Source organism: gamma proteobacterium SS-5, from assembly GCA_009497875.2.
Taxonomy (GTDB): Bacteria; Pseudomonadota; Gammaproteobacteria; order Chromatiales; family Chromatiaceae; genus Magnetovirga; species Magnetovirga frankeli.
Genome location: CP032508.2, coordinates 421,724 through 439,355, shown reverse-complemented (window position 1 = coordinate 439,355; position 17,632 = coordinate 421,724). Strand labels below are relative to the sequence as shown.

The window sequence follows — 17,632 nt, the reverse complement described above, 5'->3', positions numbered from 1 at the left end:
TAGCGCCCTGTGCAACGCGGCCCTTGCAGGCCCTGTTGCAGGCAGCGAATAGATCGCATGATAAAACAGATAAGACCTGGGCCGAGATGCAATACCCGCAAAGATATGAAGTAATTGTCGTAGGAGGTGGCCATGCCGGTACCGAGGCCGCCTTGGCCGCTGCCCGCATGGGGGCGCGCACCCTGTTGTTGACCCACAACATCGAGACCCTGGGGCAGATGAGCTGCAATCCGGCCATCGGCGGCATCGGCAAGGGCCATCTGGTGAAGGAGGTGGATGCCCTGGGTGGCCTGATGGCGCGGGCCGCCGACCGGGCCGGCATCCATTTTCGCACCCTCAACTCCAGCAAAGGCCCGGCGGTGCGGGCCACCCGCGCCCAGGCCGATCGCGTCCTGTATCGCGCCGCCGTGCGCCAGGCCCTGGAAAATCAGCCCCGTCTGGACCTGTTTCAGCAGGCGGTGGATGACATCCTGCTGGAGCAGGACAGGGTCATAGGGGTACAGACGCAGATGGGCCTGCGTTTTCATTGCCAGGCCCTGGTGCTCACCGTGGGCACCTTTCTCGCCGGGCGTATTCACATCGGCCTGAGTCATTATCAAGGAGGACGCGCCGGTGATCCGCCGGCCAATGCCCTGGCAGAAAGGCTGCGTGGACTGGACCTGCAGGTAGCGCGGCTGAAGACCGGCACCCCGCCGCGCATCGATCGCCGGAGCATCGACTTCAGCCAATTGCAGGCCCAGGCCGGTGATGAGCCCAGGCCGGTGTTCTCCTTTATCGGCAGCCGTGAGGATCACCCGCGGCAGGCCCTCTGCCACATCACCCACACCAATGGCCTGACCCACGACATCATCCGTAGCGGTCTGTCGCGCTCGCCCCTGTACGCCGGGGTGATCGAGGGCGTGGGGCCGCGCTATTGCCCGTCCATCGAGGACAAGGTGGTGCGCTTTGCCGACAAGGACTCGCATCAGATCTTCATCGAGCCCGAGGGCCTTGAGGTCAACGAGGTCTATCCCAACGGCATCTCCACCAGCCTGCCGTTCGATATCCAGCTGCAACTGGTGCGCTCCATGGTCGGTTTCGAGCAGGCCCGCATCACCCGCCCCGGCTATGCCATCGAATACGACTTCTTCGACCCCCGGGGCCTGCAACAGAGCCTGGAGACCAAGGCCATCCCCGGCCTGTTCTTCGCCGGTCAGATCAACGGCACCACCGGCTATGAAGAGGCCGCCGCCCAGGGCCTGCTGGCCGGCGCCAACGCCGCCCTGCGGGCACGGGAGCAAGAGCCCTGGTGTCCGCGCCGGGATCAGTCCTACCTGGGCGTATTGGTGGATGACCTGATCACCCGGGGCACCAGCGAGCCCTACCGCATGTTCACCAGCCGCGCCGAATACCGCCTGCTGCTGCGCGAGGACAATGCCGACCTGCGCCTGACCGAGACCGGCCGCCATCTGGGCCTGGTGGATGATCAGCGCTGGCGAGCCTTCGAGCACAAGCGCGAGGCCATAGAGCGGGAACGCCAGCGTCTGCAGGGCCTGCTCATCCGCCCCTCTGATCTGCCGGAAAGTGAGCAGGAACAACGCTTTGGCGCGGTCCTGAGCAAGGAAACCCGCGCCCTGGAACTGCTCACTCGGCCCCAGCTGAGCTACGCCAAGCTGATGCAGCTACCCGGCATGGGTCCAGGTGTGGGCGATGAACAGGTGGCCGAGCAGATCGAGATCCAGACCAAATACGCCGGTTACATCAAGCGTCAGGCCGAGGAAATCCAGCGCCAGCAGAACAACGAGTCCATCGCCCTGGCCATGGATATGGACTATGCCGAGGTACGCGGCCTCTCCACCGAGGTGCGCGAAAAACTGCAACGGGTCCGCCCGCAGACCCTGGGCCAGGCCGGCCGCATCCCTGGCGTTACCCCGGCGGCCATCAGTCTGCTGCTGATCCACCTGAAAAAGAGCGCGAGGTTGGGTTGAAGGTTGCTTTGAACCTCGGATTGGAACAGCTCGATACCTGTCGGCAACGGCTCAGCCAAGGCCTGCATCAATTGCAGATCACGCTGCCCGAGGGGGGCGAGGGGCAGCTCATGGCCTATCTGCAGCTGCTGCATCGGTGGAACCAGGCCTACAACCTCACCGCCGTGCGAGACCCGTTGGAGATGGTCAGTCGGCACCTGCTCGACAGCCTGGCCATATTGCCCTACATCCGAGGCCCCAGGCTCCTGGACATGGGCACCGGCGCTGGCCTGCCCGGCGTACCCCTGGCCATAGCCCGGCCAGACCTGCGGTTTAACTTGCTGGATAGCAATGGCAAAAAGATCCGCTTCATCCGTCAGGTGCAACTCCAGCTGCAGCTAGGTAATATCCACCCCATACAGCAGCGCGCAGAGGCGCTTGGCGGCCAATTTGACCAGATCACCGCGCGTGCCTTCGCAAGCTTAGATCAACTCATGCAATTGGCCTCGCCCTTGCTTGTGGTTGGAGGCGAGCTCCTCGCCCTCAAGGGGGCACGCGAAAGCATTGGCGAAGAAACCCGAGGCCTGGATTCCAACGTATCAAGCCATTCATTAAACCAGTCATTAAATATAGTGCCACTGAACATCCCCTTTCTCCCTGACCAGCAGCGCCACCTGCTGATCTACCGCAGGTCACAGCCATGAGTCCAAATCAGAGCTACACAGAGGAACGGATCTGCCCAATGGGGGCAGAAGACTGCCCGCAGATCGATCGGCTGCGACACTGCCTAAGTCAGCTGGCCCTGCTGGAGACCCAGGTACGCACCGACCCGCTCACCGGGCTGTACAACTTTCGTCACTTTGCCGAATCCCTGGACAACGAAATGGAGCGCACCCGGCGCAGCCTGCAACCCACGGCGCTGATCCTGGTGGATTTGGATTTTTTCAAGCGGGTGAACGACGAGCACGGCCATGAGGTGGGCAATCTGGCCCTCAAGCAGACCGCCCAGCAGATTCAGACCCACCTGAGAAAGCTGGATATCGGCTGCCGCTACGGCGGTGAGGAGTTTGCCCTGATCCTGCCCAATACCCAGCTGGAGAAGGCCATGGAGGTGGCTGAGCGCCTGCGCCAACTGCGTGAGCAGGAGCCTGTGCCCCTACCCGATGGCGAGGGCCTCCCGCTCACCGCCAGCTACGGCGTGGCTGTATTCACCGGTGGCGAATTCATCAGCCGTCAGGAGTTCACCGCCCACGCCGATCACTACCTGTACAAGGCCAAGGACGCCGGCCGCAACCGGGTCTGCGCCCCCACGCCCAAGCGCCCGGCCGACACCGAGGTCAGCGCCGACGAAAAGCGCCTGCTGTTGGGTTGAGCATGTAGCTTGGGCCGTAGCCAAGGGTCCGCAATGCCCAGCTTCCCAGGCTTATCTGCTAGAATCCCCCTCCTTATACCGGAGTCAAACCGTGGGCCAAGTCATAACCATAGCCAATCAGAAGGGTGGGGTCGCCAAGACCACCACCACCATCAACCTGGCCGCCAGTCTGGGCAGCCTTGGGAAGAAGGTGCTGTTGCTGGACCTGGACCCGCAGGGCAACGCCACCATGGGTTCAGGGGTGGACAAGCACGATTTGGCCTTTTCCTCCTGTGAGGTGCTGCTGGGTGAGGCCAACTTCCGCCAGGCCACCTACAGCCCCAAGGATCTGGGCTACGACGTGGTGCCGGCCAATGGTGACCTCACCGCCGCCGAGGTAGGTCTGATGGATGCCCCCCTGCGCGAGAAACGCCTGCGCCTGGCGATGGAGGACGTGCGTAAGGAATACGACTACCTGCTGATCGACTGCCCGCCCTCGCTCAACATGCTCACCCTCAATGCCCTGGTGGCGGCCGATGGCGTGCTGGTGCCGATCCAGACCGAATACTACGCCCTGGAGGGACTGTCCGCCCTGATGGGAACCATCCTCAAGATTCAGAAATCGGCCAATACCCAGCTGGATATAGTCGGCATATTGCGTACCATGCACGACCCGCGCAACAACCTGGCCAACGATGTCTCGGCCCAGCTGATCCAGTATTTCGGCGACAAGGTGTTCCGCACCATCATCCCGCGCAACGTGCGGGTGGCCGAGGCCCCCAGCCATGGGCTGCCGATTTTGATGTATGATAAAACCTCGCGCGGGGCCCTGGCCTATCTGGATTTGGCCAAGGAAATGCTTGCGGCGGAGGCAGGCGCTTGATTGCAGGCCACTGAAGCACTGAACAAGATGGCGAAAATTTCAGGGTGCAGGGGGCAGAACGAGGCAGGGAGCCAGAGTCGCCAAGCGCAGGGTACGCAGAGGATTGAATATTCACAAATAAATACCTTTACTATTCTGCGTCCGCGGCGAAGGGCTTGGGCCTGAGTTGCCCCATGGTTTTTGAACTGGCTCTAAGCTGAGCCGCTTTTCTTCTGGATATCCCTGCAATGGCACTAAAAAAACGAGGACTGGGGCGTGGGCTCGATGCGCTGCTGAGCAGTCAGGAGGAGCAGGCCCCGGCATCGGCCCAGGCCGGTCTGAGCGAACTGCCGGTGGACCTGATCGATCGTGGCCGCTATCAGCCACGGCGTGACTTTGACGAGGAGGGCCTGCAAGAGCTGGCCAATTCCATCACCGCCCAGGGCGTGGTGCAGCCGGTGGTGGTGCGTCCGGTGGAGGGCGGCCGCTATGAGCTGATCGCCGGGGAGCGGCGCTGGCGCGCCAGCCAGCTGGCCGGCAAGAGTCAGATCCCGGTGGTGATCCGCGAGGTGGACGATCAGGCCGCCATGGCCATGGGCCTGATCGAAAACATCCAGCGCCAGGATCTCAACGCGGTGGAAGAGGCCGGTGCCCTGCATCGGCTGCTCAATGAGTTTGGCCTGACCCACCAGCAGGTGGCCGATGCGGTGGGCAAATCCCGCTCGGCGGTCTCCAACCTGCTGCGCCTGCTGGAGCTGAGCGAAGAGGTCAAGGGCCTGATCGAGGGCCACCAGCTGGAGATGGGCCACGCCCGGGCGCTGTTACCCCTGAGCCCCCAGATGCAGACCCAGGCGGCCCAGGAGGTGGTGAGCAAGGGGCTGTCGGTACGCCAGACCGAAGAGCTGTCGCGCAGTCTGCAGCAGAACCAGCCACAGCCCGAGGCCCCACCCAAGACCCAACAGAAGTCCGACCCCGATGTGGAGCGCCTGATCACCCGCCTGAGCGAAAAGCTCGGGGCCCAGGTCAAGTTGCAGCAGGGCCGGGCCGGCAAGGGTCGGCTGGTGATCAGCTACAACAGCCTGGAGGAGCTGGACGGCATACTCGACCATATCCAGTGATATCCCCCTGGCCCGGTCGGGCCATAAATTTATAAAATGCGGATATCAGTTTGACCCATTAATCGATAAAACCTATACTACGTGGCGCTTTCTACCCGCCCGCCCAGCCAACAGGGCCAGAGCAAACCGGCAAGGGACACCCTGAAACACTTGCTTGTCACGCAATTTGCGGCCACAATCCTCGCCCCGCTGGTATTCGCGGCGCATTCCATGGAGGCTGCGGGCTCCGCCCTGTTGGGTGGCTTGGTGGCAAGCAGCGGTCTGGCCTGGCAGGCGTTGCGGTTTTTTCGCCCCTATAGGGCGGCGCAGCCGGGGGCGCTGCTGGCGGGCATGTTGATGTCCGAGGTATTCAAGCTGCTGTTCTTCGCAGCCGCCTTCGCACTGATTTTCAAGACGCAGAAATGGCTGCTTCACCTGCCCTTTTTGCTGGCATTTATTGTGGTATATCTGGCACCCTTGATGGCCAGGCCGAGTGGCCGGCTGGGGGCATCGAAACACGAACGAGCTGAGTGATATGGCCGCCGACCAAGCCCTGACCTCTACGGAATACATCAAGCATCACCTGACCAATCTCACCTTCGGGCAAAGACCCGATGGCAGTTGGGGGCTTGCCGAAACCGCTGAACAGGCATCGGCCATGGGCTTCTGGGCCTTTCATGTGGATACCCTGTTCTGGTCGGTGTTTCTGGGCGCGGTCTTTGTAGCCATCTTCCATCAAGCGGCGCGCAAGGCCACGGCGGATGTCCCCAGCGGCCTGCAGAATTTCGCCGAAGCGGTCATTGAATTCATCGATACCAGCGTGCGTGGCTCCTTCTCCGGGCGCAACCCCCTGGTCGCCCCCCTGGCGCTGACCATATTCGTCTGGATCTTTCTGATGAACCTGATGGACCTGGTGCCGGTGGACTGGATTCCCCATGTCCTGGGCGACCACGGCTTGGGCTGGTTCCACTTCATGAAGGTGGTGCCCACCACGGACCCCAATGCCACCTTTGGCCTGGCCCTGGGCGTGTTCGTGCTGATTCTTTACTACAGCATCAAGATCAAGGGTCTGGGCGGGTTCGCCGCCGAACTGACCCTGCAGCCCCTGGGCAAGTGGGGCCTGCCGGCCAACCTGATCCTGGAAGGCGTGGCCCTGTTGGCCAAGCCGGTCTCGCTGTCCTTGCGGCTGTTCGGCAACCTCTACGCCGGCGAGATGATCTTTATTCTGATAGCGCTCATGTACGGCGTATCCCTCGGCGTGGGGGCCTTTGGTGCCCTTCTGCAACTGGGCTGGGCCATTTTCCATATCCTGGTGATCACCTTGCAGGCGTTCATCTTCATGACCCTGACCATCGTCTATCTGGACATGGCGCACCAGGAACATCACTGATTTCTTTTTACGAAACCTCTAGGGGAGACTCTCATGGAACAAGCAATACTGTTCATCGCAGCCGCCGTAATGATGGGTTTTGGCGCACTGGGCGCGGCCATCGGCATCGGCATTCTGGGTAGTAAATTTCTCGATGGCGCGGCCCGCCAGCCGGAGCTGATCCCGGTCCTGCGCACCCAGTTCTTCGTCGTCATGGGCCTGGTCGATGCCGTACCCATGATCGCCGTCGGTCTGTCCATGTACGTGATGTTTGCCGTTGCCGGTTGATAGAGCCCCCAAGTACGAAGTCAAACCGATTTCCAGCCTGGAGATAGCCTCATGAATATCAACGCGACGCTGCTTGGACAATCAGTCGCCTTCATCTTCTTTGTCTGGTTCACCATGCGCTTCATCTGGCCGCCGATCATCAAGGCGCTGGAGGAACGCAAGGGGCGCATTGCCGAGGGTCTGGCGGCTGCCGAGCGGGGTAAGCAGTCCCAGGAATTGGCCCAGGACCGCGCCAAAGAGGTGCTGGTGGATGCCCGGCAGCAGGCCGCCGAGATCGTCCGTCACGCCCAGCAGCGGGCCACAGAGATGATCGAAGAAGCCAAGGATCATGCCCGCAGCGAGGGTGAGCGCATCCTCACCGCCGCCCAAGCCGAGATCGAGATGGAAGCCAACCGCGCCCGGGAGCAGCTCCGGGAGCAGCTGAGCGGGCTGGTGATCAGCGGCGTGGAAAAGATCCTGGAAAAGGAGATTGACGCCAAGGTGCATCAGGACATAGTCAACAAACTGGCAGCGGAGATCTAGCCGCCCATGGCCTTAGACAATCAAACCATCGCCAGGCCCTATGCCCGGGCCCTGTTTGAACTGGCCGATGCCAGCGACACCCTGGAGCAATGGTCGGAGATGCTGGAACTGCTGCGCCGGATCATCAGCGACCCGCAAATGCAGCGCCTGATGGACAATCCGGAGCTGGGCAGGGCGCGTCTCAGGCAGCTGTTGCTGGATATCACCGAGGGACGGATCGACCCGGCCTGCGTCAACCTGATCGACCTGTTGCTGGAGAATGGCCGTATCGGCCTGCTGCCCGATATCGCCCAGTCCTATGAGGCGCTGAAGAACAAACGCCTGGGCAGTATAGATGTCACCATCATCTCTGCTTATGCGGTGAACAAGGCCCAGGAAAAGAAACTGGCCGAGGGCCTGAAGAAACGCCTTGGCCGCGAGGTCCGGGTCAGCACAGAGAAAGACTCCAGCCTGATCGGTGGGGTAAAGATTCGCGCCGGCGATCTGGTGATCGATGGATCCATCAGAAACAAACTGTCGCGCCTGGCCACAGAATTCGGAATCTAAGTGAGAAGCCAACATGCAACTCAATCCCTCAGAAATCAGTGAACTCATCAAAAGCCGCATCGAGGGCTTCGATCTCAAGACCGAGGCCCGTACCCAAGGCACCATCGTCAGTCTGACCGACGGCATCTGCCGCCTGCACGGGCTGGAGGATGTCATGTCCTACGAGATGCTGGAGTTCCCTGGCAATACCTACGGCCTGGCGCTGAACCTGGAGCGCGATTCGGTGGGCGCGGTCATCCTCGGCGACTACAAACACCTGACCGAGGGCGATCCGGTGAAATGCACCGGTCGTCTGTTGCAGGTGCCGGTGGGCGAGGCCCTGCTGGGTCGCGTGGTGGATGCCCTGGGCAACCCGGTGGACGGCAAGGGTCCGATCCAGGCCGAGGCCAGTTCACCGCTGGAAAAGGTCGCCCCTGGGGTCATCGCGCGCAAATCCGTCGATCAGCCGGTACAGACCGGGATCAAGGCCATCGACGCCATGGTGCCCATCGGTCGTGGCCAGCGCGAGCTGATCATCGGCGACCGCCAGACCGGAAAGTCCGCCGTGGCCATAGACGCCATCATCAATCAGAAGGGCACCGGGGTTAAGTGCATCTATGTCGCCGTGGGGCAGAAGAATTCCAGCATCGCCCAGGTGCTGCGCAAGCTCGAAGAGCACGGTGCCATGGAGCACACCATCATAGTTGCCGCCCCCGCCGCCGATTCTGCCGCCATGCAGTTTCTCGCCCCCTACGCCGGTTGCACCATGGGCGAATATTTCCGTGACAAGGGCGAGGATGCCCTGATTGTCTATGACGATCTCACCAAGCAAGCCTGGGCCTATCGCCAGGTATCCCTGCTGCTGCGCCGCCCACCGGGCCGCGAGGCCTATCCGGGTGATGTCTTCTACCTGCACTCCCGTCTGCTGGAACGCGCCGCCCGGATCAACGAGGCCGAGGTGGAAAAGCTCACCGAGGGCAAGGTCAAGGGCCAGACCGGCTCGCTCACCGCCCTGCCGATCATCGAGACCCAGGCCGGTGACGTCTCGGCCTTCGTGCCGACCAACGTCATCTCCATCACCGATGGACAGATCTTCCTCGAAACCAGCCTGTTCAACTCAGGGATTCGCCCGGCCATCAACGCCGGCCTGTCGGTATCCCGTGTCGGCGGCTCGGCCCAGACCAAGGTAATCAAAAAGCTCGGTGGCGGCATCCGCCTGGCCCTGGCCCAGTACCGTGAGCTGGCCGCCTTTTCCCAGTTCGCCTCTGACCTGGACGAGTCCACCCGACTGCAACTGGAGCGCGGTCAGCGGGTCACCGAGTTGATGAAGCAGGGGCAATACTCGCCCATGAGCGTGGGTGAGATGGCCCTCTCCCTGTTCGCCGCCAACGAGGGTTATCTGGACGATGTGGATGTCACCAAGGTGGTGGATTTCGAGGCCGCCCTGCAATCCCATGTGAAGAGCCATAATGCCGAACTGATCGAGCGGATCAACCAGGAAGGCGGCTTTGACGACGGCATAGCCGAGGATCTGCACCAGGCGATCAAGGCCTTCAAGACCCACAGTACCTGGTAAGCGACAACAGGATCAGCAGATATGGCAGGCGCCAAAGAGATACGCACCCAGATTGCCTCGATCAAAAGCACGCAGAAGATCACCAGCGCCATGCAGATGGTGGCGGCCTCCAAGATGCGCAAGGCGGAGGAACGCATGCGCGCCTCGCGCCCCTATGACGAGAAGATCCGCAGCGTCATCCAGCATCTGGCCCACGCGCATCCCGAGTATCAGCATATCTACATGAAGGAGCGGGAGGTGAAACGGGTTGGCTTCATCATCATCTCCTCCGATCGCGGTCTCTGCGGCGGCCTCAACAGCAACCTGTTTCGCAGGTTGGTGAAGGACATCAAGCAGATGCTGGAGCAGGGCGTACAGGTGGATTTTTGCGTGTTTGGCAGCAAGGCCCTGGGCTTCTTCCAGCGTTTTGGCGGCAACGTGCTGTGCCAGGCCACCCACCTGGGCGACAGCCCGGCCATCAGCGAAATCATCGGTCCGGTCAAGGTCATGCTGGATGCCTATGAGCGTGGCGAGATCGATGCCCTGCACCTGGCCCACAACCGCTTCGTCAATACCATGACCCAGCAGCCCGTGACCCGCCAGTTGATCCCCATCCAGGCAAAAAAGGACGAAAAGCTCACCCATCACTGGGACTATATCTACGAGCCCGAGGCCGCTTCGGTGCTGAACGATCTGCTGATTCGTTACATCGAATCCGATGTCTATCAGGGCGTGGTGGAAAATGCCGCCTGCGAACAATCGGCGCGCATGGTGGCGATGAAGTCGGCCACCGACAACGCCGGTGACCTGATCAGGGAGCTTCAGCTTATCTACAACAAGGCCCGCCAGGCCGCCATCACCCAGGAAATCGCCGAGATCGTCGGTGGTGCCGCGGCGGTAACGGGTTAACACGAATTATTTGCGTACGAGGAATCAGCAATGAGCTCCGGTAAAGTAGTCGAAGTCATTGGTGCCGTGGTCGATGTGGAGTTTCCACGGGAATCCATGCCCAAGATCTATGATGCCCTGAATATTGACAGCAAGGGCCTCACCCTGGAGGTGCAGCAGCAGCTGGGTGACGGCGTGGTGCGCACCATCGCCATGGGCTCCACCGATGGCCTGCGCCGCGGCCTGGAGGTGAGCAACACCGGTCAGCCGATCACGGTCCCGGTGGGGCAAAAAACCCTGGGCCGGATCATGGACGTGCTCGGTCGGCCCATCGACGAAAAGGGCGAGATCGGTGCCGAGGCCTCCATGCCCATCCATCGCGCCCCGCCCAGCTTTGAAGAGCAGGCCGCCGCCACCGAGATCCTGGAGACCGGGATCAAGGTCATCGACCTGATCATGCCTATCGCCAAGGGCGGTAAGGTGGGTCTGTTCGGCGGAGCCGGGGTGGGCAAGACGGTGACCCTGATGGAGCTGATCCGTAACATCGCCGTCGAGCACTCGGGCTTCTCGGTGTTCGCCGGCGTCGGCGAGCGTACCCGCGAGGGCAACGACTTCTACCATGAGATGAAAGAAGGCGGCGTGCTGGACAAGGTCTCCCTGGTCTATGGCCAGATGAACGAGCCGCCGGGCAACCGCCTGCGCGTGGCCCTGACCGGCCTGACCATGGCCGAGTACTTCCGCGATGAAGGTCGTGACGTGCTCATGTTCGTGGATAACATCTACCGCTACACCCTGGCTGGAACCGAGGTATCGGCCCTGCTCGGGCGCATGCCATCGGCGGTGGGTTATCAGCCCACCCTGGCCGAGGAGATGGGTGTCCTGCAGGAGCGCATCACCTCCACCAACACCGGCTCCATCACCAGTTTTCAGGCGGTCTATGTGCCCGCCGACGACCTCACCGACCCCTCCCCAGCCACTACCTTCGCCCACCTGGACGCCACCCTGGTGCTGTCGCGTCAGGTCGCCGAGCTGGGCATCTACCCGGCGGTGGACCCGCTCGACTCCACCTCGCGCATCCTCGACCCGCACATCGTCGGCCAGGAGCACTACGACGTGGCCCGTGGCGTACAGGGCACCCTGCAACGCTACAAAGAACTGAAGGACATCATTGCCATCCTCGGCATGGACGAACTGTCGGAAGAAGACAAACTCACCGTGGCGCGGGCGCGCAAGATCCAGCGTTTCCTATCGCAGCCCTTTTTCGTCGCCGAGGTGTTCACCGGCGCGCCGGGCAAGTACGTCGGCCTGAAGGACACCATCAGTGGCTTCAAGGCCATCCTGGCCGGTGAATACGACCACCTGCCGGAGCAGGCCTTCTATATGATCGGCAGCATCGACGAGGCCGCGACGCGCGGTTGAGCGAGGGGAGCGCACTATGGCCATGACCATTCATGTTGACATTGTCAGTGCCGAGGGGGCCATCCACTCGGGCAAGGCAGAGATGGTCTATGCCCCGGCCGAGCTAGGCGAGGTGGGCATAGCCCCGCGTCACGCCCCCCTGCTGTGTCGGCTCAAGCCCGGCGAGGTGCGGGTACAGCACGAGGGCAAGATGGAACACATCTACGTCTCCGGCGGCATGTTGGAGGTCCAGCCCCATGTGGTGACCGTGCTGGCGGATACCGCCGTGCGCGCCAAGGACCTGGACGAGGCCGCCGCCCTGGAGGCCAAGCGCAAGGCCGAGGAGGCCCTGGCCAACCGCGCCGGCGAGTTTGAATACGCCAAGGCCCAGGCCGAGCTGGCCGAGGCCGTGGCCCAACTGCGCACCCTGGAGAAGATCCGCAAGGGCAACCGCAGCTAGCCTTGCTTGGGCCAGTACCGGACCAACGCCAAGCCAGCGCTGAATGCTGGCTGAGCTTGCCGTTTTCCCTTTCTCATGCGCAACATCATTCAACCCTGCGATCTTTGCGCTACTCCGCGGCCTCTGCGTCCTTCTTTATCTGGAACCAGTCACACAGGATCAGGATACACCATGAGCGATAGCATCCAATTCGGCAAATTTGTCTCCATGACCTACGTCATCGCCGATGACCAAGGCAATGTCCTGGAGCAGAACGACATCCCGGTCAGCTATGTCTTTGGTGGCGAGATGGAACTGCTCGGCGGCGTCGATCGCGCCCTGCGCGGCAAGCAGGCCGGTGATCGGGTCGAGATCGACATCAGCGCCGCCGATGCCGGCTTTGGCGAACACGATCCCAACCTCACCTTCACCGACGACATCGAAAACGTGCCAGAGGAATTCCGCCAACTGGGTGCCGAGGTACAGATGCAGAACGACCAGGGTGACGTAAAAAGCTTCTTCGTCACCCGCATCGAAAACGGCAAGCTCACCGTGGATGGCAATCACCCCCTCGCCGGCAAGAACCTCAAGCTCACCGTGGACATCAAAGAAGTGCGCGACGCCACCCCGGAAGACCAGCAAACCGCCAGCGGCGCTTCCTGCCAAATCAACTGAGCGAGAGGGCCTAAAAGGACGCAGAGGGCGCAAAGGAGCGCAAAGGACGCAGAGAAGAATGAGGAAGAAGTAGCCCGGATGGAGTGAAACGGAATCCGGGGTTGCCGTTAGACATGGCTACCCCGTTGCACCTCCGAGCCAGCGCTCGGAGCTCCCAGATCGACAGACGGCAATGTTGTTTCACAGTAAAAGGACGCAGATGGCGCAAACGACTGCATGGACGCAGGAGGTAGAACGAAGCAGGAAGCCCGAGTCGAGGAGCGCGAAGAGCGCAGAGATTTGGATTTGAAACCCAATGACTCAGGCTGTTAAGCCCCTCGCCCCTTGGGGGAGAGGGAGTAATCAGTTACCTATTCTTAACGGACAAACTCCTGAATATCCCTTCACTGGCCTCTGGGAGAGAACATGATCATCGGCGATAACCGTGATTTTCTGCGTATGTCCGTTGAGGCCGAGGCACAACTGGTCCTGCAGGGAGACAGCGCTCATCGGCAGTGCCGCGTCAGCGACCTGAGCGCCGCCGGTATGCTTCTGCTGACGGACTTCGTCTTGGCGGAGGCCGACCAGGTGCAGGTGCGCATCACCCCCGGTCACCCCATCACCCCGCCGCTAGAAGCCGAGCTGGAGGTGGTCCGCTGCAACCAGGCCGACTCAGGCCAATATCAGATCGCCTGCAAAATCCTCAGGATTCTGTGAACGGCCTTCAGGACGCAGAGGAATGAATGTAAAACCTGTATAACTCTGCGATCTCTGCGCTTCTTTGCGCCCTCTGCGTCCCGATTTCCCCCGCCGGCCAATCCCCTCATCAATGCTGCAACGCAAAATTCCGGCATTTCACCGCTGAGGGGCTACAATAGCGAGCCCGCGCCGAGAGTGACCGCCATGACCCAGCCCCGTATCCGCGAAATCCCTTACAACTACACCTCCTTCTCCGACCGCGAGATCCTCATCCGCTTTCTTGGCGAGCGCGGCTGGCAGCTGATCGAACAGCTGCGCGGCACCCGCCGCACCGGCCGCTCGGCGCGGATGCTGTTCGAGATGCTCGGCGATATCTGGGTGGTCAGCCGCAACCCCCTGCTGCAGGACGACCTGCTGGCCAACCCCAAGCGCCGCCAGGCCCTGATCGGCGCACTCAAGCACCGGTTGGAGCAGTTCGAGCAGCGCACCGACGGCAACCAGATGGCGATTGAGCTGTTGGGCCTGGCGCGTAACGCGGTGGAGGCATTCGAGCAGGGGCTGGCACGCCAGCAGGGGCTGCGCCAGGGGGTGCTCAGGCGTCTGCTGAAGATTACCCGACGCGACAACATCGACTTTTCTGCCACCGCCCGCGTCGCCCATGCTACCGATGCCACCGACTGGCGCGTGGAGCTGCCCCTGGTGGTGCTCACCCCGGACACCGAGGAGGAGGTGGCCGAGCTGGTGCGCGCCTGCATCGAGCTGGGTCTGACCCTGATCCCCCGCGGCGGCGGCACCGGTTACACCGGCTCGGCGGTGCCGCTGACGCCCCTGTCGGCGGTGATCAACACCGAAAAGCTGGAGCGCATCGGCGCGGTGGAATACCGCCAGCTCCCCGGTGTGGAGCAAGAGGTGGCCACGGTAGAGGTGGGAGCAGGGGTGGTCACCCGCCGCGTCTCCGAGCTGGCGGATCGCCACGGCCTGGCCTTTGCTGTCGATCCCACCTCCCAGGATGCCTCCACCATCGGCGGCAACATCGCCATGAATGCTGGCGGCAAGAAGGCCCTGCTCTGGGGCACCACCTTGGACAACCTGGCCTCCTGGCGCATGGTCATGCCCGATGGCCAGTGGCTGGAGGTGGAACGGCTGGAGCACAATCTGGGCAAGATTCACCTGCAGCAACAGGTGCGCTTTCGCCTCAAGCGCCAGGACGGCAGTGAGGAGATTCTCAGCATGCCCGGCCAGCTGTTTCGCAAGCAGGGCCTGGGCAAGGACGTCACCGACAAGTTCCTCGCCGGTCTGCCGGGGGTGCAGAAGGAGGGCTGCGACGGCCTGATCACCTCGGCGCGATTTATTTTGCACCGGATGCCGGCGCATATCCGCACCCTCTGCCTGGAGTTCTTTGGTGATGACATCGCCCTGGCGGTGCCGGCCATCGTCGAGCTGATGCAGCAGGTGGAGGTTACTGCCGGGGTGCAGCTGTTGGGCCTGGAACATCTGGACGAGCGCTACATCAAGGCGGTGAAGTACGCGGTCAAATCCGCCCGCTCGCAACGGCCGAAGATGGTACTGCTGGCGGACCTGATCAGCGACGACGAGGCCCTGCTGGAGCAGAGCTGCAGCGGTCTGGTGGAGCTGGTGGCGCGGCGCGGTGCCGAGGGTTTCATTGCCAAGAGCCCGGAGGCGCGGCGGCGCTTCTGGCTGGATCGCTCGCGCACCGCTGCCATCTCCGCCCACACCAACGCCTTCAAGATCAACGAGGACGTGGTCATCCCCCTGCAGCGCCTGGCCGAATACAGCCAGGGCATAGAGCGGATCAACATCGAGCAGTCCATCGCCAACAAGCTGGAGATCATGGCGGGGTTGCAAGCGTACCTGAGCGGTGATCTGGCCGAGGTGCGCTATAGTGACAACTTCGAGGCCTCCGAGGAAAACAGCGCTATTATCGGCGGCAAGCGGCAGGCGGCGCTGGTTCTGCTGGCGCAATCCATGGCCTGCTGGCAGCGGGTGCTGGACGGGCTGGACCGGCCGGCCGCCGAGTTCCCCGAGCTGCTGGCGCGCCAGGGTCTGGCGACAGACGAGCCCGGCAGCCTGCTGGAGCTGATGCTGCGCCGTCGGCTGCTGCACTCTTACCGGCGCGAGATCGGCCAGCCCCTGGCGGAGATCTTCAGCGGCGAAGAGCTGGCCGGGGTGCGCGGGCGCTTTCTCGATATCCATGCCCGGCTGCGCAATGCGCGGCTGTTCGTCGCCCTGCACATGCATGCCGGGGATGGCAATGTACACACTAACATCCCGGTGCATTCGCAGAACTACCGCATGCTGCGCGAGGCCGACCGCCTGGTGGAGCGCATCATGCACCTGGCCGAGTCCCTCGGCGGCGTCATCTCCGGCGAGCATGGCATCGGCCTGACCAAATTACAGTACCTGGAACCGGAAAAGCTGGCCGCCTTTGCCGCCTACAAACAGCGCATCGACCCCCAGGGCCATTTCAATCAGGGCAAGCTGCTCGCTGGCGCCGGTCTGGAGCGGGCCTACACCCCCTCGCTGCAACTGGTGGAGCAGGAGGCGCTGATCCTGGAAGAAAGCGAGCTGGGGGATCTCAACGACGACATCAAGCACTGCCTGCGCTGCGGCAAGTGCAAGCCGGTGTGCATGACCCACGCGCCACGGGCCAACCTGCTCTACTCACCGCGCAACAAGATCCTCGGTGCCAGCCTGATCATCGAGGCCTTTCTGTACGAGGAGCAGACCCGGCGCGGCATCTCGCGCAACCACTTCGCCGAGATGAACGATCTGGCCGACCACTGCACCGTCTGCCACAAATGCTTCAATCCCTGCCCGGTGAACATCGACTTTGGCGATGTCACCACGCGCATGCGCAAGATCCTGGTGGAGCGCGGGCAAAAGCGTGGCAGCCTGCTGGCCAAGGCGGCGCTGGCCTTCCTCAACCTACATCATCCCAAGGGCATAGAGCTGCTGCGCCTGCTGCTGCTCAAGGGTGGTTTTGCCGGCATCAACCTGGGCCATGAGGTATTCAAGCGCTTCGGCCTGCTCAAGCGCCCCGGCAGCCTGCCCGCCGCCAGCTCGGGCGCGCCCAAGGCCCTGATCAGCAACAGCCTGCAGCACGGCGTGCGCGTGCAGCTGAGCGGCCCCGGTCTGAGATCTCTGCTGCAGCTGGAGGACGCCAGCCACGTGCCGATCCTGCACAACCCTCAGCGCGTCAGTGACGAGTCCGAGGCGGTGTTCTACTTCCCCGGCTGCGGCTCTGAGCGCCTGTTCACCGAGATCGGCCTGGCCACCCTGGCCATGCTCGGCGAGGCCGGGGTGCGCAGCGTGCTGCCGCCGGGCTACCTGTGCTGCGGCTACCCGCAGACCGCCGTGGGTCAGGCGGCGCTGGGTCGGCAGATCAGCACGCAGAACCGGGTGCTGTTTCACCGCGTCGCCAATACCTTGAATTATCTGGACATCCAGACGGTGGTGGTGAGCTGCGGCACCTGCATGGATCAGCTGCTGCAGTACGAATTCGAGCGCATCTTCCCCGGCTGCCGCCTGCTGGATATCCATGAGTTCCTGCTGGAAAAGGGCCTGGGCGCGAAGCCCGCGAGCCAGCGCCAATACCTCTATCACGACCCCTGCCACAGCCCGATCAAGACCCAGTCCCCCCTCGGCGTGGCGCAGCGCCTGCTCGCCCGGCCGGTGGTGCAGACCGAACGCTGCTGCGGCGAGGCCGGCACCCTGGGCACGGCGCGGCCGGATATCGCCAATCAGCTGCGCTTCCGCAAACAGGAGGAGCTGGACAAGGCGCGCAGCCTGCTGGATGCCCAGGCTGGCAGTGAAACCCGCCTGCTCACCAGCTGCCCGGCCTGCCAGCAGGGCCTGAGCCGCTACACCGAGCAAACCGGCCTGAAACCGCGCTACATCGTCGTAGAGCTGGCGGAACAGCGCCTGGGGCTGAACTGGCAACAGGACTACCTGCGTCAGCTGCAAAATGGCGGCGTGGAACAGGTGCTGTTGTAGGGGCGTAAAGGCTAAAGGCTAAGCA

At 62.6% G+C, this 17,632-nt stretch carries 17 protein-coding genes; all 17 read left to right on the top strand.

The annotated features are described in order from the left end of the window. Nucleotides 1-86: 86 nt before the first annotated feature. The 17 genes from mnmG to D5125_07190 all read left to right on the top strand — a co-directional run bounded on the left by mnmG (nt 87) and on the right by D5125_07190 (nt 17,607). Nucleotides 87-1,967, top strand: a complete 1,881-nt coding sequence (gene mnmG, locus D5125_07270; protein ID QFY89300.1) for a tRNA uridine-5-carboxymethylaminomethyl(34) synthesis enzyme MnmG — start codon at nt 87-89, stop codon at nt 1,965-1,967. A 20-nt stretch (nt 1,968-1,987) separates the two neighbouring features. Beyond that, the gene (rsmG, locus tag D5125_07265) at nt 1,988-2,650 is read left to right on the top strand and encodes a 16S rRNA (guanine(527)-N(7))-methyltransferase RsmG (protein ID QFY89299.1); all 663 of its coding nucleotides are present in this window, start codon (nt 1,988-1,990) and stop codon (nt 2,648-2,650) included. 38 nt (nt 2,651-2,688) lie between these two features. Continuing rightward, nucleotides 2,689-3,318, top strand: coding sequence for a GGDEF domain-containing protein (locus tag D5125_07260; protein ID QFY89298.1), 630 nt, complete (start codon nt 2,689-2,691; stop codon nt 3,316-3,318). 91 nt (nt 3,319-3,409) lie between these two features. Further along, the gene (locus D5125_07255; GenBank protein ID QFY89297.1) at nt 3,410-4,180 is read left to right on the top strand and encodes a ParA family protein; all 771 of its coding nucleotides are present in this window, start codon (nt 3,410-3,412) and stop codon (nt 4,178-4,180) included. Nucleotides 4,181-4,407: 227 nt separating this feature from the next. Beyond that, complete coding sequence (locus D5125_07250) at nt 4,408-5,277, top strand: ParB/RepB/Spo0J family partition protein (protein ID QFY89296.1); 870 nt, start codon at nt 4,408-4,410, stop codon at nt 5,275-5,277. 150 nt (nt 5,278-5,427) lie between these two features. Continuing rightward, nucleotides 5,428-5,790, top strand: a complete 363-nt coding sequence (locus D5125_07245) for an ATP synthase subunit I (protein ID QFY89295.2) — start codon at nt 5,428-5,430, stop codon at nt 5,788-5,790. 1 nt (nt 5,791) lies between these two features. Further along, a complete protein-coding gene (gene atpB / locus D5125_07240; protein QFY89294.1) occupies nt 5,792-6,646 on the top strand; it encodes a F0F1 ATP synthase subunit A in 855 nt (284 codons plus the stop codon). A gap of 33 nt (nt 6,647-6,679) precedes the next feature. Continuing rightward, nucleotides 6,680-6,913 (top strand): F0F1 ATP synthase subunit C, encoded by a 234-nt coding sequence (gene atpE, locus D5125_07235; GenBank protein ID QFY89293.1) that lies wholly within the window; start codon nt 6,680-6,682, stop codon nt 6,911-6,913. Nucleotides 6,914-6,964: 51 nt separating this feature from the next. Then, a complete protein-coding gene (locus D5125_07230; GenBank protein QFY89292.1) occupies nt 6,965-7,435 on the top strand; it encodes a F0F1 ATP synthase subunit B in 471 nt (156 codons plus the stop codon). Nucleotides 7,436-7,441: 6 nt separating this feature from the next. Continuing rightward, on the top strand, nt 7,442-7,981 hold the full coding sequence (locus D5125_07225) for a F0F1 ATP synthase subunit delta (protein QFY89291.1): 540 nt from the start codon (nt 7,442-7,444) through the stop codon (nt 7,979-7,981). 13 nt (nt 7,982-7,994) lie between these two features. Beyond that, nucleotides 7,995-9,536 carry a F0F1 ATP synthase subunit alpha gene (locus D5125_07220; protein ID QFY89290.1) on the top strand — a complete coding sequence of 514 codons (1,542 nt, stop codon included), beginning with the start codon at nt 7,995-7,997 and terminating at the stop codon, nt 9,534-9,536. A 21-nt stretch (nt 9,537-9,557) separates the two neighbouring features. Further along, nucleotides 9,558-10,424: a F0F1 ATP synthase subunit gamma gene (atpG, locus tag D5125_07215; protein ID QFY89289.1), complete on the top strand. Its 867-nt coding sequence runs from the start codon at nt 9,558-9,560 to the stop codon at nt 10,422-10,424. A gap of 30 nt (nt 10,425-10,454) precedes the next feature. Continuing rightward, complete coding sequence (atpD, locus tag D5125_07210; protein QFY89288.1) at nt 10,455-11,822, top strand: F0F1 ATP synthase subunit beta; 1,368 nt, start codon at nt 10,455-10,457, stop codon at nt 11,820-11,822. Nucleotides 11,823-11,838: 16 nt separating this feature from the next. Further along, a complete protein-coding gene (locus D5125_07205) occupies nt 11,839-12,261 on the top strand; it encodes a F0F1 ATP synthase subunit epsilon (protein ID QFY89287.1) in 423 nt (140 codons plus the stop codon). A gap of 171 nt (nt 12,262-12,432) precedes the next feature. Next, nucleotides 12,433-12,915, top strand: coding sequence for a peptidylprolyl isomerase (locus D5125_07200; protein QFY89286.1), 483 nt, complete (start codon nt 12,433-12,435; stop codon nt 12,913-12,915). A gap of 405 nt (nt 12,916-13,320) precedes the next feature. Next, a complete protein-coding gene (locus D5125_07195; GenBank protein ID QFY89285.1) occupies nt 13,321-13,611 on the top strand; it encodes a PilZ domain-containing protein in 291 nt (96 codons plus the stop codon). 186 nt (nt 13,612-13,797) lie between these two features. Then, complete coding sequence (locus D5125_07190) at nt 13,798-17,607, top strand: DUF3683 domain-containing protein (protein ID QFY89284.1); 3,810 nt, start codon at nt 13,798-13,800, stop codon at nt 17,605-17,607. The last annotated feature ends 25 nt before the right edge of the window (nt 17,608-17,632 follow it).